The organism is Achromobacter sp. MUI-25009338 (assembly GCF_057359325.1).
Map to the genome: position 1 here is coordinate 3,643,262 of NZ_CM170627.1, position 21,044 is coordinate 3,664,305.

24 protein-coding genes are annotated in these 21,044 nt (G+C 67.9%); 10 read left to right on the forward strand and 14 right to left on the reverse strand.

The annotated features are described in order from the left end of the window. Positions 1–8 precede the first annotated feature (8 nt). Positions 9–1,247: an MFS transporter gene (locus tag AC1IQ6_RS17285; protein WP_102771601.1), complete on the reverse strand. Its 1,239-nt coding sequence runs from the start codon at positions 1,245–1,247 to the stop codon at positions 9–11. Between the two features lie 167 nt (positions 1,248–1,414). On the opposite strand from AC1IQ6_RS17285, the gene AC1IQ6_RS17290 reads away from it, so the two are divergent. Beyond that, positions 1,415–2,221 (forward strand): AraC family transcriptional regulator, encoded by an 807-nt coding sequence (locus AC1IQ6_RS17290; protein WP_209164825.1) that lies wholly within the window; start codon positions 1,415–1,417, stop codon positions 2,219–2,221. Positions 2,222–2,319: 98 nt separating this feature from the next. Further along, on the forward strand, positions 2,320–4,923 hold the full coding sequence (locus AC1IQ6_RS17295) for a penicillin-binding protein 1A (RefSeq protein ID WP_485865021.1): 2,604 nt from the start codon (positions 2,320–2,322) through the stop codon (positions 4,921–4,923). Positions 4,924–4,941: 18 nt separating this feature from the next. On the opposite strand, the gene AC1IQ6_RS17300 is transcribed toward AC1IQ6_RS17295, so the two are convergent. Next, a complete protein-coding gene (locus tag AC1IQ6_RS17300; RefSeq protein ID WP_111825578.1) occupies positions 4,942–5,643 on the reverse strand; it encodes a metallophosphoesterase in 702 nt (233 codons plus the stop codon). A gap of 214 nt (positions 5,644–5,857) precedes the next feature. Between AC1IQ6_RS17300 and AC1IQ6_RS17305 the strand changes: the two genes are divergently transcribed. Together AC1IQ6_RS17305 and AC1IQ6_RS17310 are read left to right on the forward strand one after the other, a co-directional pair. Beyond that, positions 5,858–7,033 carry a PepSY-associated TM helix domain-containing protein gene (locus AC1IQ6_RS17305; RefSeq protein WP_111825472.1) on the forward strand — a complete coding sequence of 392 codons (1,176 nt, stop codon included), beginning with the start codon at positions 5,858–5,860 and terminating at the stop codon, positions 7,031–7,033. Beyond that, entirely contained in the window at positions 7,030–7,212 is a 183-nt protein-coding gene (locus tag AC1IQ6_RS17310) for a hypothetical protein (protein WP_102771604.1), read from the forward strand. The genes AC1IQ6_RS17305 and AC1IQ6_RS17310 overlap by 4 nt, the downstream gene beginning before the upstream one ends. Positions 7,213–7,216: 4 nt before the next feature. On the opposite strand, the gene AC1IQ6_RS17315 is transcribed toward AC1IQ6_RS17310, so the two are convergent. Next, positions 7,217–8,056, reverse strand: a complete 840-nt coding sequence (locus AC1IQ6_RS17315) for an aldo/keto reductase (RefSeq protein ID WP_485865022.1) — start codon at positions 8,054–8,056, stop codon at positions 7,217–7,219. Positions 8,057–8,205: 149 nt separating this feature from the next. On the opposite strand from AC1IQ6_RS17315, the gene AC1IQ6_RS17320 reads away from it, so the two are divergent. Both AC1IQ6_RS17320 and AC1IQ6_RS17325 read left to right on the forward strand, forming a co-directional pair. Further along, positions 8,206–9,999, forward strand: coding sequence for an ABCB family ABC transporter ATP-binding protein/permease (locus AC1IQ6_RS17320; RefSeq protein ID WP_485865023.1), 1,794 nt, complete (start codon positions 8,206–8,208; stop codon positions 9,997–9,999). 52 nt (positions 10,000–10,051) lie between these two features. After that, the gene (locus AC1IQ6_RS17325; RefSeq protein ID WP_102771606.1) at positions 10,052–10,441 is read left to right on the forward strand and encodes a Rieske (2Fe-2S) protein; all 390 of its coding nucleotides are present in this window, start codon (positions 10,052–10,054) and stop codon (positions 10,439–10,441) included. Here the strand turns inward: AC1IQ6_RS17325 and AC1IQ6_RS17330 are convergent. Further along, a complete protein-coding gene (locus AC1IQ6_RS17330) occupies positions 10,390–11,400 on the reverse strand; it encodes a bile acid:sodium symporter family protein (protein WP_485865024.1) in 1,011 nt (336 codons plus the stop codon). The two genes, AC1IQ6_RS17325 and AC1IQ6_RS17330, sit on opposite strands and share 52 nt — an antisense overlap. A gap of 103 nt (positions 11,401–11,503) precedes the next feature. Here AC1IQ6_RS17330 and AC1IQ6_RS17335 point away from each other — a divergent pair, with 103 nt between their 5' ends. After that, complete coding sequence (locus tag AC1IQ6_RS17335; RefSeq protein ID WP_102771868.1) at positions 11,504–12,346, forward strand: LysR family transcriptional regulator; 843 nt, start codon at positions 11,504–11,506, stop codon at positions 12,344–12,346. A gap of 11 nt (positions 12,347–12,357) precedes the next feature. On the opposite strand, the gene AC1IQ6_RS17340 is transcribed toward AC1IQ6_RS17335, so the two are convergent. Genes AC1IQ6_RS17340 through AC1IQ6_RS17350 form a run of 3 tightly spaced genes read right to left on the reverse strand, consistent with a single transcriptional unit; the run spans position 12,358 to position 14,552 of the window. Then, positions 12,358–12,627, reverse strand: a complete 270-nt coding sequence (locus AC1IQ6_RS17340; protein ID WP_485865025.1) for a hypothetical protein — start codon at positions 12,625–12,627, stop codon at positions 12,358–12,360. A gap of 60 nt (positions 12,628–12,687) precedes the next feature. Then, positions 12,688–13,557, reverse strand: coding sequence for an N-formylglutamate amidohydrolase (locus AC1IQ6_RS17345; RefSeq protein ID WP_111825477.1), 870 nt, complete (start codon positions 13,555–13,557; stop codon positions 12,688–12,690). 2 nt (positions 13,558–13,559) lie between these two features. Next, positions 13,560–14,552 (reverse strand): Bug family tripartite tricarboxylate transporter substrate binding protein, encoded by a 993-nt coding sequence (locus AC1IQ6_RS17350; protein WP_111825478.1) that lies wholly within the window; start codon positions 14,550–14,552, stop codon positions 13,560–13,562. A gap of 112 nt (positions 14,553–14,664) precedes the next feature. On the opposite strand from AC1IQ6_RS17350, the gene AC1IQ6_RS17355 reads away from it, so the two are divergent. Further along, complete coding sequence (locus AC1IQ6_RS17355) at positions 14,665–15,600, forward strand: LysR substrate-binding domain-containing protein (RefSeq protein WP_111825479.1); 936 nt, start codon at positions 14,665–14,667, stop codon at positions 15,598–15,600. 108 nt (positions 15,601–15,708) lie between these two features. On the opposite strand, the gene AC1IQ6_RS17360 is transcribed toward AC1IQ6_RS17355, so the two are convergent. The 5 genes from AC1IQ6_RS17360 to AC1IQ6_RS17380 form a co-directional block, all read right to left on the reverse strand. Next, positions 15,709–15,924 (reverse strand): hypothetical protein, encoded by a 216-nt coding sequence (locus AC1IQ6_RS17360; protein ID WP_102771612.1) that lies wholly within the window; start codon positions 15,922–15,924, stop codon positions 15,709–15,711. A gap of 102 nt (positions 15,925–16,026) precedes the next feature. Beyond that, positions 16,027–17,133 (reverse strand): AGE family epimerase/isomerase, encoded by a 1,107-nt coding sequence (locus AC1IQ6_RS17365; protein WP_479730076.1) that lies wholly within the window; start codon positions 17,131–17,133, stop codon positions 16,027–16,029. Between the two features lie 148 nt (positions 17,134–17,281). Next, on the reverse strand, positions 17,282–17,494 hold the full coding sequence (locus AC1IQ6_RS17370) for a hypothetical protein (RefSeq protein ID WP_102771614.1): 213 nt from the start codon (positions 17,492–17,494) through the stop codon (positions 17,282–17,284). Between the two features lie 353 nt (positions 17,495–17,847). Beyond that, entirely contained in the window at positions 17,848–18,072 is a 225-nt protein-coding gene (locus AC1IQ6_RS17375; protein ID WP_102771615.1) for a hypothetical protein, read from the reverse strand. Between the two features lie 200 nt (positions 18,073–18,272). Further along, positions 18,273–19,019, reverse strand: coding sequence for a sulfite exporter TauE/SafE family protein (locus AC1IQ6_RS17380; RefSeq protein WP_485865026.1), 747 nt, complete (start codon positions 19,017–19,019; stop codon positions 18,273–18,275). Positions 19,020–19,214: 195 nt separating this feature from the next. On the opposite strand from AC1IQ6_RS17380, the gene AC1IQ6_RS17385 reads away from it, so the two are divergent. Both AC1IQ6_RS17385 and AC1IQ6_RS17390 read left to right on the forward strand, forming a co-directional pair. Further along, on the forward strand, positions 19,215–19,685 hold the full coding sequence (locus AC1IQ6_RS17385) for an Lrp/AsnC family transcriptional regulator (protein WP_102771617.1): 471 nt from the start codon (positions 19,215–19,217) through the stop codon (positions 19,683–19,685). Between the two features lie 120 nt (positions 19,686–19,805). Then, complete coding sequence (locus AC1IQ6_RS17390; protein ID WP_102771618.1) at positions 19,806–20,039, forward strand: hypothetical protein; 234 nt, start codon at positions 19,806–19,808, stop codon at positions 20,037–20,039. Positions 20,040–20,103: 64 nt separating this feature from the next. Here AC1IQ6_RS17390 and AC1IQ6_RS17395 read toward each other — a convergent pair whose 3' ends face one another. Next, positions 20,104–20,694, reverse strand: coding sequence for a BPSL1445 family SYLF domain-containing lipoprotein (locus AC1IQ6_RS17395; RefSeq protein WP_102771619.1), 591 nt, complete (start codon positions 20,692–20,694; stop codon positions 20,104–20,106). A gap of 124 nt (positions 20,695–20,818) precedes the next feature. Next, entirely contained in the window at positions 20,819–21,034 is a 216-nt protein-coding gene (locus AC1IQ6_RS17400) for a hypothetical protein (protein WP_246842403.1), read from the reverse strand. Between the last annotated feature and the right edge of the window lie 10 nt (positions 21,035–21,044).

Below are 21,044 nucleotides of genomic sequence, written 5' to 3' on the forward strand. Positions count from 1 at the left end.
GCGGGCTACTACGCCTTCTTCTTCTCCACGTCCGGCAGCAGGACTGCCACCACCCCCAGCAGGGGCAGATAGGCGCACACCTGGTACACATGGGCGATGCTGGTCGCGTCGGCCAGCTTGCCCAGCGCCGCCGCGCCCAGGCCGCCCATGCCGAACGCAAAGCCGAAGAACAGGCCGGCGATCATGCCGACCTTGCCCGGCACCAGTTCCTGCGCATAGACCACGATGGCCGAGAACGCCGAGGCCAGCACCACGCCGATCACCACCACCAGCGCCCCGGTCCAGAACAGGTTGGCGTACGGCAGCAGCAGCGTGAACGGCGCCACGCCCAGGATGGACACCCAGATCACGATCTTGCGGCCGATGCGGTCGCCCACCGGCCCGCCCACCACCGTGCCCACCGCCACCGCGGCCAGGAACAGGAACAGGTACAGCTGCGCCTCGCGCACCGACAGGCCGAACTTGTCGATCAGGTAGAACGTGAAATAGCTGTTCAGGCTGGCCAGGTAGAAATACTTGGAGAACACCAGCACGCCCAGCACCGCCAGCGCGCCCAGCACCTGCCGGCGCGACAGCGCATTGCCGGCCGCCGCGCCGCGCGCCCGCGGCTTCAGGCGCTCGCGGTTGGCGCTGTACCAGCGCCCGATGCCGGTCAGCACCACGATGCCGAACAGCGCCGCCAGCGAAAACCAGGCCACGCTGCGCTGCCCGTGCGGAATGATGAACAGCGCCGCGGCGAGCGGCCCGAGCGCCGAGCCCACGTTGCCGCCCACCTGGAACAGCGACTGCGCCAGCCCGTGGCGCCCGCCCGAGGCCATCCGCGCCACGCGCGACGACTCCGGATGGAACACCGACGAGCCCGTGCCCACCAGCACCGCGGCCGCCAGCAGCCAGCCGAACGACGGCGCCATCGCCAGCATCAGCAGCCCCGCCAGGGTGAAGCCCATGCCCACCGGCAGCGAATACGGCTTGGGATTGCGGTCGGTGTAGAAGCCGATGAACGGCTGCAGCAGCGAGGCCGCCAGCTGGTACACCAGCGTGATCAGCCCGATCTGCGCGAACGACAGCGTGAAGGACTCCTTCAGCATGGGGTAGATGGCCAACAGGATCGACTGGATCATGTCGTTCATCAGGTGCGCCACGCTGATCGCGCCCAGCACCTTGAAGGCGGTGGACGGGTCTGAAGCGGCGGGCGCGGCGGGTTGGGCGTCGGCCATCGCGGCCGCGGGATTCTGGGCGGGGTTCATGGATCTCGGGAAATAAAGGGGACGGCTTTCCCGGCGCGATGCCGGGACCTGTAGCCAGTGTAGGAAGCGCGTCCCGTCCCGATCTGCCATTTTTCGTCTTGAAAGTGACAAAATGCGTGAATCATCCTTTTGTCGCCTGACTCATTCTCATGCCGGAAGTGACAGCCATGCTGACCCGCACCCTTCCCGATCCCGGCCGCAGCGTCAACGCCCAGGACTACCAGGACCGCCCGCGCGTGGTCACGGCCATGGCCAAGGAATTCCCGGCCGGCGCGCGCACGGGCACTCACTCCCATCCGCGCGCCCAGCTGGTGTACGCGGTCGGCGGCACCATGCGTGTGACCACGCCCACCGGCCTGTGGGCCCTGCCGCCGATGCGCGCGCTGTGGGTGCCCGCCGGGGTGCCGCACGGCGTGGACATGGTGAGCGCGGTCTCCATGCGCTCGCTCTACCTGCAGGCCGAGGCCGCGCGCGGCTACTGGCCGCAATGCCAGGTGGTCGAGGTCAGTGCGCTGCTGCGCGAGCTGATCCTGGCGCTCACCGCCGAACCCATCGACTATCCGCTGGGCGGGCGGGCCGAGCAGATCGCCGCGCTGGCCCTGTCCGAACTGGCCGCCGCCCGCGTAGCGCCCCTGCAGATCCCGTGGCCGCGCGACCGCCGCCTGCAGACCATCTGCGCCGCCATCCTGGACCGGCCCGGCCTGCAGCGCGGCATCGAGGACTGGGGCAGCGAGGTCGGCGCCAGCGCCCGCACCCTGATCCGGCTGTTCCAGGCCGAACTGGGCCTGAACTACCGCCAGTGGGTGCAGCAGGTGCGGCTGGCCGACGCGGTATGCCGCCTGGCCCAGGGCGAGCCGGTCGCGCGCATCGCCTCCGATCTGGGCTACCGTAGCGCCAGCGCGTTTTCCGCCATGTTCCACCGCGCGCTGGGCGCGCCGCCGCAGCGCTACCTGCGCCCGGCCGCCCAGGGCTGAAAGCCGGCCGGCGGGCACCGCCCGAGTTACATTTTTCGTTACCGAAACCTTATTGCCCGCTGGGCGGTCTATACGGTTATGTCCTAGAATCGCCTGCAATGAGCACCCCCCAGCAATCTCCCGCCACCCCGGGCGGCAAACCGGGTTTCCCCTGGAAACGACACCTCGTCAAGGCGGGCATCGCCGCCGCCGGCGTGGCCGTGTGCGGCGCCGTCGCGCTCGGCCTGGCGCTGGCCCTGGCCTGGCCCAGCCTGCCCGACCTGCACGCCATGACGGACTACCGTCCGCGCGTGCCGCTGCGCATCTATACCGCCGACAAGGTGCTGATCGGCGAATACGGCGAAGAACACCGCAACGTGCTGCGCATCGACGAAATCCCGCCGGTCATGCGCCAGGCGGTGCTGGCCGCCGAGGACGACCGTTTCTACAGCCACGGCGGCGTGGACTGGATGGGCGTGGCGCGCGCGGTGCTGACCAATATCGTCAAGCAGTCCAAGACCCAGGGCGGCAGCACCATCACCATGCAGGTGGCGCGCAATTTCTACCTGTCGTCGGAAAAGACGTACTCGCGCAAGTTCTATGAGCTGCTGCTGACCTTCAAGATCGAATCCGAGCTCACCAAGGACCAGATCCTGGAGCTCTACATGAACCAGATCTACCTGGGCCACCGCGCCTACGGCTTCGCCGCCGCCTCGCGCACCTATTTCGGCAAGCCCCTGTCCGAGGTGACCCCGGCCGAGGCCGCCATGCTGGCCGGCATCCCCAAGGCGCCCTCGCGCTACAACCCCATCACCAATTTCGCGCGCGCCCAGATCCGCCAGCACTACGTGCTGGGCCGCATGAAGACCCTGGGCTACCTGACGCCGGAACAGGCCGACGAGGCCATCAACCAGCAGCTGACCGTCCGCGGCGCTGACGGCGCCAGCGCGCGCGGCTTCGCCATCCACGGCGACTATCCCGCCGAACTGGCCCGCCAGCTGATGTACGGGGTGTTCCAGGAACAGACCTATTCCAAGGGCATCGACGTCTACACCACCATCGATTCCAGGGACCAGGAGGCCGCCTATCTCGCGGTGCGCGACGGCGTGCTGGCCTATACGCGCCGCGCCCCCTATCCCGGCCCCGAGGACCAGATCGACCTGCCCGCCAACGTCGAGCAGGACCCGGTCGCGCTCGACGAAATCCTCGACGGCGTGCAGGAAAAAACGCCCGACAGCGAAGACCTGCTGGCCGCCGTGGTGCTGGCCGCCAGCCCCACGGAAGTCACCGTGGCCCGCAGCGCCCGCGAGATCATCACGATCTCCGACAAGAAGGCGCTGGCGGTCGTGGCGCGCGCGCTCAACCCCAAGGCCGGCGACAAGCAGCGCCTGCGCCGCGGCTCGGTCGTGTACCTGCACAAGAACGGCGACAACTGGGAAATCATCAACATGCCGGCGCTGCAGGCCGCGCTGGTGTCCATGCAGCCCGAGGACGGCGCCATCCGCGCCATGATCGGCGGCTTCGACTACAACCGCGGCGGCTTCAACCGGGTCACGCAGGCCTGGCGCCAGCCCGGCTCCAACATCAAGCCCTTCGTCTACGCGGCCGCGCTGGAGCGCGGCTTGACTCCGGCCACGCAGGTCTCGGACCAGCCCTTCATGCTGACCGCCGAGCAGACCGGCTCCAAGGCCTGGCAGCCCAAGAACGACGGCAACAAGTACGAACCCATGATGACGCTGCGCCAGGGCCTGGTGCGCTCCAAGAACATGGTGTCGATCCGCATCCTGCAGGCCATCACGCCGCAGTACGCGCAGGACTACCTGACCCGCTTCGGCTTCGACAAGGCGCGCTGGCCCGCCGTGCTGCCGCTGGCGCTGGGCGCCGGCGGCGCCACGCCGCTGCAGGTGGTCAACGCCTACAGCGTGTTCGCCAACGGCGGCTACCGCGTCACGCCCTACCTGATCGACCGCGTCACCGACCGTTCCGGCAACGTGCTGATGCAGGCCCAGCCCGTGGTCGCCGGCGACGAGCAGGCGCGCGCCATCGACCCGCGCACCGCCTGGGTGATGGACGATATCCTGCGCGACGTGACCGTCAGCGGCACCGGCGCCCGCGCGCACCAGGTGCTCAAGCGCAACGACGTGGGCGGCAAGACCGGCACCACCAACGAGGCGGTGGACGTCTGGTTCTCCGGCTTCACGCCCAAGCTGGCCACCACCGTCTGGATGGGCTTCGACCAGCCGCGCTCGCTGGGCACCAACGAATTCGGCAGCGGCCTGGCGCTGACCACCTGGCTGGACTACATGCAGCCGGCGCTCAAGGGCATGCCGGAAAGCAAGCCCGCGCCGCGGCCCGACGGGCTGCTGGTGGACAACGGCGAATACTATTTCTCGGAATTCCCGCCGGGCCAGGCCGTGGCCTCGCTGGACCTGTCGTCCGGCGACGAGCTGACGGATTTCCTGAACAACCGCCGCTCCACCGATGGCGTGGACACCTCGGTCAAGCCGCTGCCGCCTCCTCCGGCGCCGGGCGGCGGCGCCGACGCGCCGATCCAGATGCCGCAGGCCCTGCCCATCCCGGTGCCCCAGGCCCGCAGCGCGCCGCCGGCCGGCGCGGCCTCCTTCCCGCCCATCCCGGTGCCGCGCGTCGATGCCGAGGCCCCGGCCCAGGCCCAGGCCGGCGCCGTCAGCGGCCCCGGCGCGCTGCCTGCGCGGCCGCTGTAATCGCCGCGCCGCGCGGGATCAGAGCTCCGTCACCACGTCGCGCGGCCAGGCCTGCAGCGACTCCAGCTCCAGGAAAGTGAAGTAGCCCGAGCGCCAGCCCTCGGTGTCGATGTGGTAGACATTGCCCAGCGCCAGCGGCGCGGCGACCGGGGTGTGGCCCGCCACCACCGCGCGCACGCCCTGGATGCCGCTACGGTTCATCAGGCGCAGCCGCTCGCGCGACCATTGGCAGGTCTCGGCGGTGCGCCGGTAGCGGTCCTGCAGCGCCGACTCCAGCCGCGGCCAGAACAGCACCGGGCAATCGGCGTGCAGCAGGCCCACCGTGCCGGCCTCGGTCTCGACCTCGATGGCGATCGGCAGCCGCTCGAACGCCTCGGCAAAAGCCTCCTGCCGCTCGCGCGGCAGATCCAGGAACCAGCCGCCGCCGTATTCCCGCCAGTTCTTCACATCCACCCGGCCCGTGCGCACGTGGCGGATGGCGTAGTCCTCGTGATTGCCCTGCACCGCATAGAACCAGGGCCGCGCCAGCCAGTCCAGCACCGCCTCGTTTTCCGGGCCGCGATCCACCAGGTCGCCCACCGAGAACAGCCGGTCCCGGGACGGCTCGAAACCCAGCTCGCCCAGGCTGTCCTCCAGGCGCGAAAAATGCCCGTGCAGATCGCCCACCGCGAAATCGCGGCCCTGCGTATTGCGCGGAACTTTGAGAAAACGCTGCTCCATGGCCTGCAAACCACCACTTTATCGATACACGACCTTTCCTTTTTAACCCGCTTTGGCGCGGCCCCCGCGCACAGTTCTTATCCGGCCCTGAAAAAATAGATGACGCGAATCAGTCTTATTCGTGATAACTTTGCATGTTTCTTACCCAGGGCTTAATACGCCCTCCGGAAACCGCTCCCGCACCGCTTTCACTGCGCTGCCCGCGCCTCGCACCATGACAGCCGCGTCCACCATCAAAACCTGGTATCTGGTCCATAAGTGGACCAGCCTGGTCTGCACGATCTTCCTGCTCATCATCTGCCTGACCGGCCTGCCGCTGGTGTTCCATCACGAGATCGAGCACTGGCTGGACGACGCCAAGCCGCTGTCGGACGTGCCGGCCTCCACCCCGCCGGCCAGCCTGGACAAGCTGGTCGGCGCCGCCCGCGCCATGTACCCGGGCGAAGTCGTGGACTACGTCTACGTCGACCCCGACGAACCCCAGGTCTACGTCGGCATGGCCAAGAAGCCCGGCGACGCCCTGGTGTCGGGCCATGCCGTGCGCATGGACGGGCGCACCGGCGACGTCCTGCTGGACGGGCCGCCGTACGTGGACGATCGCTTCACCTTCATGAACATCATGCTGGCCCTGCACGTGGACCTGTTCGCGGGGCTGGCCGGCGAACTGTTCCTGGGTTTCATGGGCCTGCTTTTCTGCGTGGCCATCGTCTCCGGCGTGGTGCTCTACGGCCCCTTCATGAAAAAGCTGGAGTTCGGCACGGTCCGCGCCGCCCGCTCGACCCGCCTGAAGTGGCTGGACCTGCACAACCTGCTCGGCATCGTGACGCTGGTCTGGGCCTTCGTGGTGGGCGTGACGGGCGTGATCAACGAACTGTCCACGCCGCTCTTCCGGCTATGGCAGTCCACCGAATTGCCGCGCATCCTGGAGCCCTACAAGGGCGCGGGCGTGCCCACCGAGCTGGCCTCGGTCCAGGGCGCCGCCGACACCGCGCTCAAGGCCGTGCCGGGCACCATCGCCGGTTTCATCGCCTTCCCCGGCAACGCCTTCGGCAGCCCGCACCACTACATCGTCTGGATGCGCGGCGACACGCCGCTGACCTCGCGCCTGAACACGCCGGTGCTGGTCGACGGCCGCAGCGGCGAGCTCACCACCGTGGCCCGCATGCCCTGGTACCTGACCGCGCTGGAGCTGTCGCGCCCGCTGCACTTCGGCGACTACGCCGGCCTGCCGCTGAAGATCATCTGGGCGCTGCTGGACGTCATCACCATCATCGTGCTGGCCAGCGGCCTCTACCTCTGGCTGGCGCGCCGCCGCGCCACCGAAGCCCGCATCGCCGAACTCGTGCGCAAGCACCAGGCGGCCGCCCAACCTCAACGGAATCCCGCATGACCAAGACGACCCGCGGTTTCATGTTCGTCTGGGGCGCGCCCATCGTCCTGGGCCTGCTCAGCGTATTCGGCCTGCTCGCCGCGCTGCTGGGCACCGGCGGCTGGCACTGGGCTTCCTGGGTCGCCCTGTCCATCCTGCTGGCGGTGATCGTGCGCTATTGGGCGTTTCCGGCGACGTAACGGCCTACGACCCGCCCATCCACGCGAACGTTTCCGGGTCCGGCCCCAGGCGCTCGCCGTCGGGGATCGCGTCGATGGCGGCCATGTCGGCCGCCGACAGCTCGAAATCGAACACGTCGATGTTCTCCCGGATGCGCGCCGGCGTGACCGACTTCGGGATCACCAGCAGGCCGTGCTGCAAATGCCAGCGCAGCGTCACCTGCGCGGGGGATTTGCCGTATTTGCGCGCCAGGTCCACGATGGCCTTTTCCTTGGCCACGCCGCCCTGGGACAGCGGACTCCACGACTGCGTCGCGATGCCGTGCCGGGCATGGAACTCGCGCAGCGCGCGCTGGGCGAAGCCGGGATGCAGTTCGATCTGGTTCACCGCGGGCGCGACGCCGGAGTCATCCATCAGCCGCTGCAGGTTGGCCTGGGTGAAATTGGAAACGCCGATCGCGCGCGCCAGTCCGTCGCGCTGCATCTCGATCATGGCGCGCCAGGCTTCCAGGTATTTGTCGCTGCCGGCCACCGGCCAATGGATCAGGTACAGGTCCACATAGGCCAGGCCCAGCTTCTGCAGGCTTTCGTCCATGGCCTTGCGGGCGTCGTCGTATCCATGCCGGTCGTTCCAGAGTTTGGTGGTGATGAACAGATCCTTGCGGGCCACGCCCGCGGCGCGCAGGCCCGCGCCCACGCCGGTCTCATTACCGTAGATCGCCGCGGTGTCCACCAGGCGGTAGCCCGCCGCCAGCGCCGTCTTGACGCTGTCGGCGGCCTGCCCGTCCGGCACCTGCCAGACGCCCAGGCCCAGCTGCGGAATCCTGCCGCCGCCGTTCAATTCCACTACGGGTACGTTCGCCATAAAACCCTCCGTAACTAGCAATCGACTCTCGATGATACCCCCAGGGCCGGCAAGCCCCTGCCGGGCGGGATGGCCGCGGGTGCCCGATAATGCCGGTGTCCCGGCGCGCCGCAAGCGCGGCCGGCCCCGCTCACCACCCTGCTCCCTCCATGCCCGCTCCCGACACGCGGCCCGCGCGCCGCGGCAATCTGCAGACATTGCGCACGCTGTTTCCCTACCTGTGGCCGCCCGGCCAGCCGGGCCTGAAGGCCCGCGTGGTGGCGGCCCTGCTGTGCCTGTTCGCCGCCAAGGCGGCCACCGTCTACGTGCCGCTGCTGTACAAGCAGGCGGTCGACCAGCTGGGCCAGGGCGCGCCGGGCACGGTGGCGGTGCCGGTGGGCCTGATCCTGGCCTACGGCTCGGCGCGCGTGCTGTCGCTGCTGTTCTCCGAACTGCGCGACGCCATATTCGCGCGCGTCGGCCAGCACGCCATCCACGCGGTGGGGCTGCGGATCTTCCGGCATCTGCACGCATTGGCGCTGCGCTTTCACCTGGCGCGCCAGACCGGCGGTCTGAACCGCGCCATCGAGCGCGGCACCAAAGGCATCCAGACGCTGCTGTCGTTCCTGCTCTTCAACATCCTGCCGACCTTCTTCGAAATCGGGCTGGTCTGTATCGTGCTGTGGAAGATGTTCGACGCCTGGCTGGCGCTGGCCACCGGCGCCACCGTCCTGCTGTATATCGGCTACACGCTGGCCGTGACCGAGTGGCGCACCAAGTTCCGCCGCCAGATGAACGAAACCGATTCGGAGGCCAACACCAAGGCCATCGAAAGCCTGCTGAACTACGAAACGGTCAAGTACTTCGGCAACGAGGAGCACGAAGCCCGCCGCTACGACGCCTCGCTCACGCGCTACGAACGCGCCGCCGTGCGCAGCCAGGTCAGCCTGTCCATCCTCAACATCGGCCAGGCCGCCATCATCTCGGCCGGCCTGACACTGGTGATGTGGATGGCCGCCAGCGGCATCGCCGACGGCCGCTACACGCTGGGCGATTTCGTGCTGGTCAACACCTACCTGCTGCAGCTGTATTCGCCGCTCAGCTTCTTCGGCTTCATCTACCGCGAGATCAAGCAGGCGATCGTGGACATGGAACGCATGTTCGAGCTGCTGGGGCAGGACCGCGAAATCGCCGACCGTCCCGGCGCCCGGCCGCTGCGCGTGACCGGCGGCGAAGTCGAACTGCGGGACGTGCGCTTCGGCTACGACACGCGCAGGCCCATCCTCAAGGGCGTGAGCTTCACCATTCCCGCCGGCAAGACGGTGGCCGTCGTCGGCACCTCGGGCGCGGGCAAATCCACCATCGCGCGCCTGCTGTTCCGCTTCTACGACGCCGACGGCGGCGCGATCCTGGTCGACGGCCAAGACGTGCGCGAGGTGACCCAGGCCAGCCTGCGCGCGGCCATCGGCGTGGTGCCGCAGGACACCGTGCTGTTCAACGACACCATCCGCTACAACATCGGCTACGGCCGCCCGGGCGCCAGCGACGCCGAGATCGAGGCGGCCGCGCGCCTGGCGCACATCCACGACCTGATCATGGCCATGCCCGACGGCTACGGCACCCTGGTCGGCGAACGCGGCCTGAAGCTGTCGGGCGGCGAAAAGCAGCGCGTGGCCATCGCCCGCACCCTGCTGAAGAACCCCGCCATCTTCCTGTTCGACGAGGCCACCAGCGCGCTCGACACCCACACGGAACGCGAGATCCAGGCAAACCTGCGCGAAGTCAGCCAGGGCCGCAGCACCCTGATCATCGCCCACCGCCTGTCCACCGTGGCCGACGCCGACGAGATCATCGTGCTGGCCGACGGCCGCATCGTCGAGCGCGGCCGCCATCCGGCGCTGCTGGCGCAGGGCGGCGTCTACGCCGGCATGTGGGCCCGCCAGCAGGAAGGCCGCGCCGATTGACAAGCCCGGCCGCTTGCCTGACTATCGCACCCTTTGATCGCCAGGCCCCGCCATGCAGGACTCCACCGCCGCCCCCGCCATCCGCGTCTGCGCCGCCGCCGACCTCGTCAACGGCGGCCTGGGCGTGAAAGTCCCCGTCTCCGACGGCGCCGGACGCACCACCGCGTTCTTCGTGCGCTACCAGGACCGCGTGCATGGCTACCTGAACCGCTGCGCCCACGTGGGCGTGGAGCTGGACTGGGAAGGCAGCTTCTTCACCCGCGCCGGCGACCTGCTGATGTGCGCGCGCCACGGCGCGACCTACCAGCCCGACACCGGCCTGTGCGTGGGCGGCCCCTGTAAAAACGGCCGCCTGACCGCGCTGTCGGTCGAGGAACGCGACGGCGCCGTCTACTGGCGTCCCGCCGGCAAGATCCGGCCGCTGGACGACGCCTCCGCCTGAGGCGCTTGCGGCCGTTCGGCATAACGGCGCGCCAGCACCGCGCAGACCATCAGCTGCATCTGGTGGAAGATCATCAGCGGCAGCACCACCACGCCCATCTGCGCCGTGCCGAACAGCACCGTGGCCAGCGGAATGCCCGAGGCCAGCGATTTCTTGGAACCGCAGAACACCAGGGTGATCTCGTTCTCCTTGGACAGGCCCAGCCTGCGCGCGCCCCAGGTCGTGATCAGCAGCACCGAACCGAGCAGCACGGCGTTGACCAGCACCATCGCCGCCATGTCGATGGCCGGAAACGTATGCCAGATGCCCTGCGCCACGGCCTCGCTGAACGCGGTGTAGACCGCCAGCAGGATCGAACTGCGGTCCACCTTGGCCAGCTTGCTGTTGTTGCGCTGCGCCCACGCGCCTATCCAGGGCCGCAGCAGGCTGCCGGCCGCGAACGGCACCAGCAGCTGCAGCAGGATGCGGCCGGCGTCGGCCAGGCCGTGGCCCCCGCCCTGGCGGTGCAGCAGCAGCGCCACCAGCAGCGGCGTCAGCACGGTGCCCAGCAGGTTCGACGCCGTGGCCGCGCAGATCGCGCCCGGGATATTGCCGCGCGCCATCGAAGTCAGCGCGATCGAAGACTGCACGGTCGAGGACAGCGTGCACACGAACAGCACGCCCAGCCAGAGCGACGGCGTCAGCAGGCCGGAAAACAGCGCGCGCAAGGCCAGCCCCAGCGCCGGAAACAGCAGGAAGGTGCAGGCCAGGATCAGCGCGTGCAACCGCAGGTCCTTCACGCCCGCCACGATGGCCTGCGTCGACAGGCGCGCGCCATGCAGGAAGAACAGCAGCGCGATCGCCACGTTGCTGGCCACCAGCATGAAGGACGCGCCCCGGCCCGTGGCCGGGAATACGCTGGCCAGGGCCACGGTGGCGATCAGGATGAGCGTGAACGAATCGGGAAGAAAGCGGCGCATGGCAGGGAATTCCGTGATGATCGGAGCCCACTATAGGCGCGCCTCTTGTCATCGTGAAGCCCGCTAGGTACTGTAGCTGCTATCGGTAATTCCTATGACCGCCATGCTCAACCCCCTTTGGCTCAACACCTTCGTCGCCGCGGCCGCCGCCCCCAGCTTCTCCGAAGCGGCGCGCCGGCTGGGCCTGGCCCAGCCCACCGTGAGCGAGCACATCCGCCAGCTGGAGCTGGCGCTCAAGCGCCGCCTGTTCCTGCGCGACACGCACTCGCTCGCGCTCACCAGCGACGGCCGCAGCCTGCTGGTGCATGCCGAGATCATCCTCGACGCGCACGAGCGCGCCGAACGCCTGTTCGACGCGCCGCGCCTGCGCGGCCGCGTGCGCCTGGGCACCTCGGACGACCTGGCCATGGGCCCGCTGCCCGACGTGCTGGCCGCCTTCCGCCTGGCCCACCCCGAGGTCGAACTGGACCTGACCATAGGCGTCACCAGCGAGCTCTACAAGCTGCTGGACGACAACGGGCTGGACGTCATGATCGGCAAGCGCCGCCGCGGCGACCGCCGCGGCCAGACCCTGCACAAGGAAGCGCTGCTGTGGCAGGCGCGCGAGGGCCTGCGCTTCGCGGCCGACCAGCCGCTGCCGCTGATCCTGCTGCGCGAGCCCAGCGTCACGCGCGGGCTGGCGCTGGACGCGCTGGCGCGCGCCGGGCGCAGTTGGCAGATCGTGTGCACCAGCACCAGCTACGCCGGCTGCCAGGCGGCCGCGCGGGCGGGCCTGGGCATTACCGTGCAGCCCTCGCACCTGGCCACCGCCGGACTGGCCGCGCCCGCGGCGGCGGCGCAGTTGCCTGCGCTGCCCCAAGTGGAATTCATCGTGATTTCGGCGCCCGCGCCCAACCGGCCCACGCGCGCCCTGACCGACATCCTGATGCGCAGCACGCTGACCTGAGGCGCCGCAGATTATCCGGGCAGGTGGTCGGGCACACCGTCGGCGTCCACGTGCGCCACCCGGTCCAGCGCGTTGCGCGCGGCCGACATGGCTTCCACCGTGCTGCGGAAACGCCGGCTGGCGTAGATTTCGAACGCCAGGTTCTGCGGCTCGGCGTCCTCGTCGCCGTCCTGCGCGCGGTCCAGCCGCCGCGTTTCCAGAAAGGCGCGCGGCGGCGTGCGGCCCTCGGGCTGGGTCGCATACGCGACCACCGAGTAACCGTTGATGATCTTCTCAGCCATGGCGGCTCCGTATGGCCGCGGCGCGGCCCCTGTTCAGGCTACGGCCCGCCGCCGCCAAACTTAAGCCGCCGCGGCCTGGCGCGTGCGCACGTAGGCCGCCACCTGGGCCAGCACGTCCGACAGGTCGGCCTGCAGTCTGGCGAAGCCCGCATTGCGTTCGCGCGTGGCCTCGTCCATGTACAGCGGGCGGCGGATCTCCACCTGCAGGCTGTGGCGGTTCAGTTCCGGCTGGCCGATCTGCGCGATCAGCTGCACGCCCTTGTAGGGGTCGTTGCGCGCCACCGTGTAGCCCTTGTCGCGCAGCGCCGTTTCGATCAGGGCGATGAATTCCGGCTCGCAGGTCGTGCCGTCGCGGTCGCCCAGCACGAAGTCGGCCAGCGGGTGTTCGCTCTTGCGGCCCAGGCGCTCGTAGGCGTCGTTGGGCATGGAATGCAGATTGAGGTGCCACACCGCGCCGAAGCGCTGGACGGTGCGCTGGATGGCGTCGGACAGGGCCGCATGGTAAGGCTGGTAATACGCCTGGATGCGGTGGCGCACTTCGGCCAGCGTCAGCCGGCGGTCGTAGATCGGCGTGGCCTTGTCCATCCGGCGCCAGATCAGGCCCTTGCCCAGGCGGGTCTTTTCGCCCGGCTCCAGCGGCTCGGGCCAGGGCTCGGCCAGCAGCTCCGGGTCCAGGTCGCGCAGCGTGCGGTTGGGGTCGATATAGACGCGCGGGAAGTTCGCGGCGATCAGCGTCGCGCCCAGGGCGGGCGCCGCCGACCACAACGCGTCGACGTGCGTGTCCTCGCCCTGGCGCAGTTGGGCCAGGCTGGCCGCCGCCCCGAAATCCGCCGGATAGCGCTCGCCGCTATGCGGCGAATCGCAAACCAGCGGCAGGGCCGGCGCCGTGGGCTCGTGCACGGAAACTGCGTCGAAGTCGGCGTGTGTCATGGTCAGTCAGCCTGGATGTTGGCGGTCTTGGCCACTTTGGCGTAGCGGGCCAGGGCCTGTTCGATCTGCGCCTGGAATTCCTGCGGCGTGGTGGGCATCAGCGTACCACCGACTTCCTCGGCCTTCTTGCGGAACTCCGGATCCTGCTGGGCCGTGCGCACGGCCTGGTTCAGGCGGTCCACCACGGCTTGCGGCGTGCCGGCCGGCGCCACCAGGCCGAACCAGCCGCCCGTGCCCATGTCGGGGTAGCCCAGCTCGATATAGGTGGGCACGTCCGGCAGCAGCGGCGAGCGCTCCATGCCCAGCACGGCCAGCGCGCGCAGCTTGCCGCCCTGCACCTGCGGCAGGGTCGAAGACAGGTTGTCGGTGATCGCGTCGACCTGACCGCCCATCACGTCGTTCAGGGCCGGGCCCGCGCCGCGGTACGGCACGTGCAGCAGCTTGATGCCCGCCAGCATCATGAAGTTCTCGATGTTCACGTGGCCCAGCGAACCCACGCCCGGCGAGGCGAAGCTGTAGCGCTCCGGCTCGGCCTTGGCCAGCTTCACGAACTCGGCCATGTTCTTGGCCGGGATATTGGGGTTGATCGCGAAAATGCTGGGCACGGCCACCACGTTGGCCACCGGCACGAAGTCCTTGACCGGGTCGTAGTTCATCTTGCGGAACACGGCTGGATTCGAGCCGTGCGTGCTCATCGTGGCCATGCCGAGGGTGTAGCCGTCCGGCGTGGCGCGCGCCACCTGCTCCATGCCCAGCGAACCGCCGGCGCCGGCCTTGTTCTCGACCACGATGGTCTGCTTCAGGTCGCGGCCGGCGTACTCGGCGATCAGGCGGGCCACGATGTCGGTCGAGCCGCCGGCGGCGAACGGCACCACCAGCTTGATCGGACGGGAGGGATAGTCGGCGGCCTGGGCCGCAGCGCCGGCGAAGGACAGGGAGGCGAACAAGCCGGCGAGCGCGAAGCGCGCGGACCGGCCGAAAGAACGGCGGGACATGGGGATGGCTCCGAAAATGGAAGGTCTATCGACAAGGCCGCCAGTGTCCGAACTTTACGGTCCCCTTTCAAACGACTATATTGCATTCTTTCATTACCAATGGTCATGCTAGATGCGCTTGCAGTCGCCCTCCATGTCCGAACTGCATGCGTTCATGACGGCCGCGCGCCTGGGCAGCTTCACGCAGGCGGCCGAAACCTTGTGCGTCACCCAGGGCGCGGTCAGCCGCGCCATCGCCCGCCTGGAGGCGCATTTCGGCCAGCCCCTGATGCACCGCAACGCCCACGGCCTGACCCTCACCGAAACCGGCCGCCGGCTCTATGACGGCGCGCATGCGCCCCTGCAGGCGATCGAGGCGCTCAGCGCCGAACTGCGCGCCGACGACCGCCGCCTGCGCCTGACCCTGTCGTCCGTGCCCACGCTGGCCAGCGCCTGGCTGGTGCCGCGCCTGCCCGATTTCCACCAGCGCCACCCCGAAATCCAGCTCGGCTTCGCGGCCTACCGGCGCAACGAGGATTTTTCGGGCGCCACGCCCGACGCCAGCATTCTTTCCGGCACGCCCGAGCAATGGCCCGGCTGGCAGGCCGACTACGTCATCGGCCGCGAAATGGTCGTGATCTGCCACCCCGCCCGGCTGGCCGCGCGCCGCGCGCAAGGGCTGTGGAGCACGCCCGCCGGCCTGCTCGGCGAAGCCCTGCTGTATCACACCAACGGCGTCGAAAACTGGGCGCAATGGTTCGCCGCCGCCGGCGTGCCGCGCGGCTCGGTCAAGCTGTCCAATGGTTTCGACCAGGTGTCCATCCTGGTGCGGGCGGTGATGGCCGACATGGGCATCGCCGTGCTGCAGCGCTGCCTGGTGCGCGACGACCTGCTTGCCGGAACGGTGGCGGCGCCCTTCCCCGAATTGCCGATACGCATCGCCCGCGGCTACCATCTGTGCGCGCCGGCCCAGCGCCGCGACCACTACGCGCTGGCCTGTTTCCGGCAATGGCTGCTGGAGACCGCCGGCCGCGACCCCGACGTGCTGGCCGCCGGCAACGCCGCCTGAAGGCCCAGGCACGCGAAACACTTCATTTCGCGGCAGGGCCGGAAAATGCTTCAAAAGAAAACAAAACGGGCTCCTTACGGAGCCCGGCTCAACCGCGCGGCGCAACGCTCAAGGCGCGAGCTTGAATCCCAGGTCCACGCCCCACTTATCGGTTTCACGCAGCCATTTGGCGCCGCAGTTCAGGCAACGGAAGTGATCCTCGCGGCTTTCCTCGCGGCCTTTCTGCGTCGGGTTGGTAAATCCCTGGTGTCCGAGTTGAGCATGCGGCGCAACGCCAGCAAGGCCCGGGTTAATGCGTTGGCAAGCCAAGCACATAACGCTCATTGATGCTTCCCCACAAACAGTGTTTCCAAATTGTAAGGGATTTCACCAATGCTTTTCTATTAAATCGGGCCCTATCGCCACAAAAAATTGTTAACGCCACAATTAAACAACGCCGGGCATCGCCGCCAGGCAGGTCGCCAGGTGATAGGGCGACGTCGAAGGCATGTCCGAACGTGTAACAACTCCGTCCGCATTCAGGCATTCATACCAGCCGCCGGCATGCAGAAACCGCTTGCGGAAAACCTCCAGGCCCGCGGCCAGCGCCGGCAGATCGCCCTGCACCGCCAGCACCCGCAGGTATTCGGTCTGCGCCCAGATCCGGCGCGTGTCGTCGATGACCGCGCCGGATTCGTCCAGCGCCGCCACCACGCCCGCCTGGTCCACGCCGCGGCGGCGCGCCCATTGCACCGCGCGCGGCAGCGATTCGGCCAGGTCCAGGCCTTCGAACACCGCCGCCGAGCCATGCACCAGCGACAGCCACTCGAACTGGTGCCCCGGCTCCAGCCGGTTGCCGGCCGTGCCCTGCCGCTCCTCCGAGATGCACTGCGACGGCGCGTGCACGAAGCGATGGCTGATGCCCTGCGCCAGGCTGCGCAGATGCTGGGCGAACCGCGCCGGCTCCGCGACCTGCGCGGCCGCCAGATAGGCCTCGGTCAGATGCATCATGGGATTCTGCGCCGGCGCGCGCAGCGGCTGGCCCAGGTCCGGGCTCAGCGCGGCGTGATAGAGCGAATCGGCGGTCTTGAAGCGCGCCTCGATGGTCGCGGCCGTGGCCAGCATGAGCTTGCGCGCCTCGCCGTTGCGGCTGCGGCGGAAATACGCCGCACAAGCCAGCACGATGAACGCGTGGGTATAGAGATCCTGCGTGGCGTCGAGCGGGCGCGCCTGCGCGTCCACGCTATAACGCCAGCCGCCATGCTCCTCGTCGCGGAATACGCGGCGCAGCGACTCGAACAGAATATCGGCGTGCCGGCCGGCCGCCTCGCCCGGCGCCTCCGAGAAAACATAAAGCTGGCGCGCGCAGGCCATGGCCCGATAACGCGTCGCCGGCAACGCGGCGCCGCCAGCCGAATCCAGCGATTCGTACGGCAGGCCCAATGCGGTATTGAAACCCCGCCCCATCCACATGGGCAGGATGATGGAATCGAAATGCTCGCGCAGTGCGCGCACGTGCGCCGCGAGATTGGAATCGGTCTGTGCGGCAGTCATCTTGGAACGGCGCCTGCCCGGTCGGGGCTCCAGTTTTTGGAGCAGCAACGATAACCGAAATTTTCGCCGCAAACCGTTGAGCAATCTCCGCAGCCTCATGCACGCACAGACCGGTGCTACCGATCAACTCCGTCCAGGGCGTAAAGCCCTATCGGAAGATATTTTCCTCTACCCAATTCTGCGCGAATATCTCCGCGCGGTTACGCGCTTCATCCAGCGAAGCGCAATTACCCAGATGGGAAAACGCGGCATCGACTTCGGTGCCGCCCTCGGCCGTTACCGTCAGCAAAACGCCATATCCGCCGGTATCCATGGCCGCCGTGGAAACGTCGATCAGTACTTCCTGGTCACGATGCTGCATGTGCTACCTCCCAGTCGGTTACCTAAACGCGTGAACCACGCGTGACGTTGGCGGGAGCAGCGAGTCCCGCGCTAATGAATAGACCCGTAAACGTCACGCAAGTTCATCTTACTGGCGCCGGGGCCCCAGCGATACGCCAAAAAGCGACCAAATCGAGCATTTTTGCTTGGTAAATTCCCGCATCTGTCGCCAATGCTCGCGAATCCGCGAAATACTGCGCAAATGTTCGCAAAATGTGCGGCAACGGAGGTCACCAAACGATCAGGACGCAACAAAACGCGTCGGGCGCGCCGCAAAACCTGCGGAACGCGCCGGATCACGGCCGCAATGTGTGTGGTGCGAGTTTGCGCGGGCTATCTGAGATGAATGGCGCCCGGCTCTTCCATGCGCAGGGCCAGCCTGCCCTTGTCGGTGATGCGCCATTGGCCGTCGGCGCCGGCCTGGATGCAACGCAGCGTTTCCAGCGCCTTCGCGACGTGTTCCGGCACCTCGGTCTGCTCGGCGCCCGGTTCGCCGTTATCGGCGACGACGCGCAACCAATGACCCAGTTCGCCTTTCTCGAAACGATGCAATGCCATGCGTGAACCTCTATAGAACCGCTAACGATAGCACGCCGCAGTGTGCTGTCCCGTAGATGCGTCCGCATGACGAAATTTCTCCTCTTGGCGTCAGGGCTAGGCGCAAACCGCAGCGATACCCGTAGGTATCGCGAGGATTTGCAACGACGCCCTGGCGTCAAGGGGGGAATTTCGTGCGGACGTATCTACGGGACAGCACACTAGGCCAGCAGTCCGGGCAGCGACGAGGCCAGCAAGGCCAGGCCCGAGACGGTCAGCAGGCCCAGCACGACGCGGCGAAACGCCAGGTCGCTGATGCCCACGTAGACCCGCGTGCCCCACAGCGTGGGCACCAGCATGGCCGGCACGATCACGGCGAACAGCGGCAGCATCTCGCGCGTGACCAGGCCGGTGAACACATAGCTCGCCATCGTCACGATCAGCATGGACAGATTGAAGTTCTGGATCACCGCGCGCTGCACGTCGCGATCGAAACCGCGCAAGGTGCACCAAAGCGTCGGGATCACGCCGGTAAAGCCGCCGATGCCGCCCATGATGCCGCCCACCGCGCCCACCGCCGCGTCGGCCAGCCTGCCGCCCACGGCGATGCGCGGCAGCCTTGCGGCGAACAGCATGATCGGACACCAGATCGCCAGCAGCCCGCCGATGAGCGCCTTGAACAGCAGCGGGTCCAGGTGCGGCAGCAGCCCGACGCCCAGCGGAATGCCGACGAGTCCGCCTGCGATGAACGGCAGCAGCCGGCCCAGCGCGAACCCGCGCCTGACGGTGAAGGCGGCCAGCAGCTGCCCGGTCAGCGCGCCGAACACCGCCATCGCCGCGGCCAGCTTGGGGTCCACCGTCCACGCCCAGAACGACATGGCCACCATGCCGAATCCGAAACCGGAAAGCCCCTGCACGAAACCGGCGGTCATGGCGCCGGCCGCGACCACCACATATAAGGAATCCATATCCCGCGTACGTCCGCATGCAAGCCGGGCCCTCCCGGCGCACGCCATTCTAGAGCGTTCCGTCCGGGATTCGGCCGGACGGGCGGATAAAGCAACGGTGCCAGGGAAAACCCCAGGACAATTCGTCTACATTCACTCCAGTACGCGGCATACTCAGCATATTCGAATCGTTTATCGACTTTACCTGAGCCACTTATGCTGGAAATCAACCTGGATGCCACTGACATCCGTATCCTGAACGAACTGCAGCGCGACGCGCGCCTGACCAACGTCGAGCTGGCGGCCCGCGTCAACCTGTCGGCCTCGCCCTGCCTGGCCCGGGTCCGGCGGCTCGAAGCCGAAGGCCTGATCGACCGCCGCGTCACGCTGCTGAACGCGCGCAAGCTGGGCTTGAAGGTCAACGTCTTCATCCAGATCTCGCTGGACAAGCAGCGCAAGGCCGCGCTGGACGTATTCGAACGCGAAATCGCCGTGCTGCCGGAAATCATGGAGTGCTACCTGATGTCGGGCGACGCCGACTACCTGATCCGCGCGCTGGTGCCCGACGTCGACGCGCTCGAACGGCTCATCGTCGAACACATCACCCGCATTCCCGGCGTGGCCAGCATCCGCTCCAGCTTCGCGCTCAAACAGGTGCTCTACACCACCGCCGTGCCGCTGTCTTGAAACAGACGGCGCCCGCGATGCTTGCGGGATCGCCGGCCCCAGACCAAAATGGTCCAAAAAAAACGCCGCGCGGGCCGTCCGGCGCGCGCAACCCTCCCATCGTCTAGCAAGGAGCAGACCATGCCTGAAACCGACTGGTTCCCCGGCGGCACGCTACCCGATCGTCAGGGCTACTACGAAGTCGAATTCGACACCGGAGAAACCGAAATCACGCGCTACGGCCTGCTGGGCTGGGAACCCGCCCAGGACCGCGGGCGGATCAAGCGCTGGCGCGGCCTGGACCCCGGCATAGAAGCCGCCGAAATGCAGCGCGAAAACGCCGTGCGCGGCACTGGAGATACGTTGAACGGCTGAACCGACGCCCAAAAAAGAACGCCGCGGAAAACCTCCGCGGCGTTCTGCATTGCCGGCGCTGCGTTCAAAGATTCAGCTTCGAGATCTTGGTGCCGGCCAGCGACACGCCCGCCATCAGCCCGCCATTGTTCATCACGAAACCGACGATGGGCTGCTGCGCCGTATTGGTGTCGATGCGTCCGTTGGCGCCGATGTTGACGACGGCCACGGTGGCGTCGGCCCCCACGGTCCAGCCGCTGCTGTTACGGAATTTGTTGAGCGCCTCGTCGGTCATGAACAGCAGCACCATGGCCTTGGACTGCGCGCCCGCCTGGAAGCCGATGGAGCCCGCCGTCGTGCTGTAGTAGCCGGCCGGCGCGCCGCCGACCCGCAGCACGCCCTTGCCGTGTTCGGCGCCGACGATGAAGCTGCCGCTCAACACGTCGGGAAAGATCAGCACGCCTTTGGCGCGCGCGACCAGATCCTTGGACTGGGGCGACGCCTGATAAAGCTTGCCCAGCGTCGCATCGGCCGCGCTATTGAGCGACTGGCGCTGCTCGGTCGCCGAGGCCGAGGACTTGGGGCTGGTGGTCGTGCAACCGGCAAACAGCAGTCCGGCCGCGCCGATCGCCACGGCCACGCTGGCGCGGCGCAGGACAGGAAAAGTATCAAGCATGGAACTCTCCTTGTTGTTGTCACCTGTTCTATCAATGTACCGGGCAAATCGGCCAGCGCAAGGCACATGATTGTGCCAAACGCAACAAAACCTGCCCGACTCCAACGTCCGGCGACACGCGCCGCTACAAAATTCCGTAGCGCGGCTCGCCGGTGGCCTCGTCCACCGACACGATGCCCGACAGCACCAGCTCGGCGTGACGCCGCGCGAGCCCGGCGTCGGCGAAGGTCACGAAACGCGGCAGCGACCAGCGCCGCGGCGCATCCTCGCCTTCGGCCCGGCTCACCGCCACCTCGATCGCCAGCACGCCGTCGCCCAATCTGACGACCTGGCATTCCACCTGAAAGCCA

Coding starts and splice junctions, on each gene's coding strand:
- AC1IQ6_RS17390 (WP_102771618.1), top strand. CDS start 19,806: ATGCCTGAAACCGACTGGTTCCCCGGCGGCACGCTACCCGATCGTCAG.
- AC1IQ6_RS17350 (WP_111825478.1), bottom strand. CDS start 14,552: ATGTCCCGCCGTTCTTTCGGCCGGTCCGCGCGCTTCGCGCTCGCCGGC.
- AC1IQ6_RS17380 (WP_485865026.1), bottom strand. CDS start 19,019: ATGGATTCCTTATATGTGGTGGTCGCGGCCGGCGCCATGACCGCCGGT.
- AC1IQ6_RS17320 (WP_485865023.1), top strand. CDS start 8,206: ATGCCCGCTCCCGACACGCGGCCCGCGCGCCGCGGCAATCTGCAGACA.
- AC1IQ6_RS17315 (WP_485865022.1), bottom strand. CDS start 8,056: ATGGCGAACGTACCCGTAGTGGAATTGAACGGCGGCGGCAGGATTCCG.
- AC1IQ6_RS17300 (WP_111825578.1), bottom strand. CDS start 5,643: ATGGAGCAGCGTTTTCTCAAAGTTCCGCGCAATACGCAGGGCCGCGAT.
- AC1IQ6_RS17345 (WP_111825477.1), bottom strand. CDS start 13,557: ATGACACACGCCGACTTCGACGCAGTTTCCGTGCACGAGCCCACGGCG.
- AC1IQ6_RS17355 (WP_111825479.1), top strand. CDS start 14,665: ATGCGCTTGCAGTCGCCCTCCATGTCCGAACTGCATGCGTTCATGACG.
- AC1IQ6_RS17365 (WP_479730076.1), bottom strand. CDS start 17,133: ATGACTGCCGCACAGACCGATTCCAATCTCGCGGCGCACGTGCGCGCA.
- AC1IQ6_RS17330 (WP_485865024.1), bottom strand. CDS start 11,400: ATGCGCCGCTTTCTTCCCGATTCGTTCACGCTCATCCTGATCGCCACC.
- AC1IQ6_RS17285 (WP_102771601.1), bottom strand. CDS start 1,247: ATGAACCCCGCCCAGAATCCCGCGGCCGCGATGGCCGACGCCCAACCC.
- AC1IQ6_RS17395 (WP_102771619.1), bottom strand. CDS start 20,694: ATGCTTGATACTTTTCCTGTCCTGCGCCGCGCCAGCGTGGCCGTGGCG.
- AC1IQ6_RS17340 (WP_485865025.1), bottom strand. CDS start 12,627: ATGGCTGAGAAGATCATCAACGGTTACTCGGTGGTCGCGTATGCGACC.
- AC1IQ6_RS17305 (WP_111825472.1), top strand. CDS start 5,858: ATGACAGCCGCGTCCACCATCAAAACCTGGTATCTGGTCCATAAGTGG.
- AC1IQ6_RS17370 (WP_102771614.1), bottom strand. CDS start 17,494: ATGCAGCATCGTGACCAGGAAGTACTGATCGACGTTTCCACGGCGGCC.
- AC1IQ6_RS17295 (WP_485865021.1), top strand. CDS start 2,320: ATGAGCACCCCCCAGCAATCTCCCGCCACCCCGGGCGGCAAACCGGGT.
- AC1IQ6_RS17385 (WP_102771617.1), top strand. CDS start 19,215: ATGCTGGAAATCAACCTGGATGCCACTGACATCCGTATCCTGAACGAA.
- AC1IQ6_RS17290 (WP_209164825.1), top strand. CDS start 1,415: ATGCTGACCCGCACCCTTCCCGATCCCGGCCGCAGCGTCAACGCCCAG.
- AC1IQ6_RS17325 (WP_102771606.1), top strand. CDS start 10,052: ATGCAGGACTCCACCGCCGCCCCCGCCATCCGCGTCTGCGCCGCCGCC.
- AC1IQ6_RS17310 (WP_102771604.1), top strand. CDS start 7,030: ATGACCAAGACGACCCGCGGTTTCATGTTCGTCTGGGGCGCGCCCATC.
- AC1IQ6_RS17360 (WP_102771612.1), bottom strand. CDS start 15,924: ATGAGCGTTATGTGCTTGGCTTGCCAACGCATTAACCCGGGCCTTGCT.
- AC1IQ6_RS17335 (WP_102771868.1), top strand. CDS start 11,504: ATGCTCAACCCCCTTTGGCTCAACACCTTCGTCGCCGCGGCCGCCGCC.
- AC1IQ6_RS17375 (WP_102771615.1), bottom strand. CDS start 18,072: ATGGCATTGCATCGTTTCGAGAAAGGCGAACTGGGTCATTGGTTGCGC.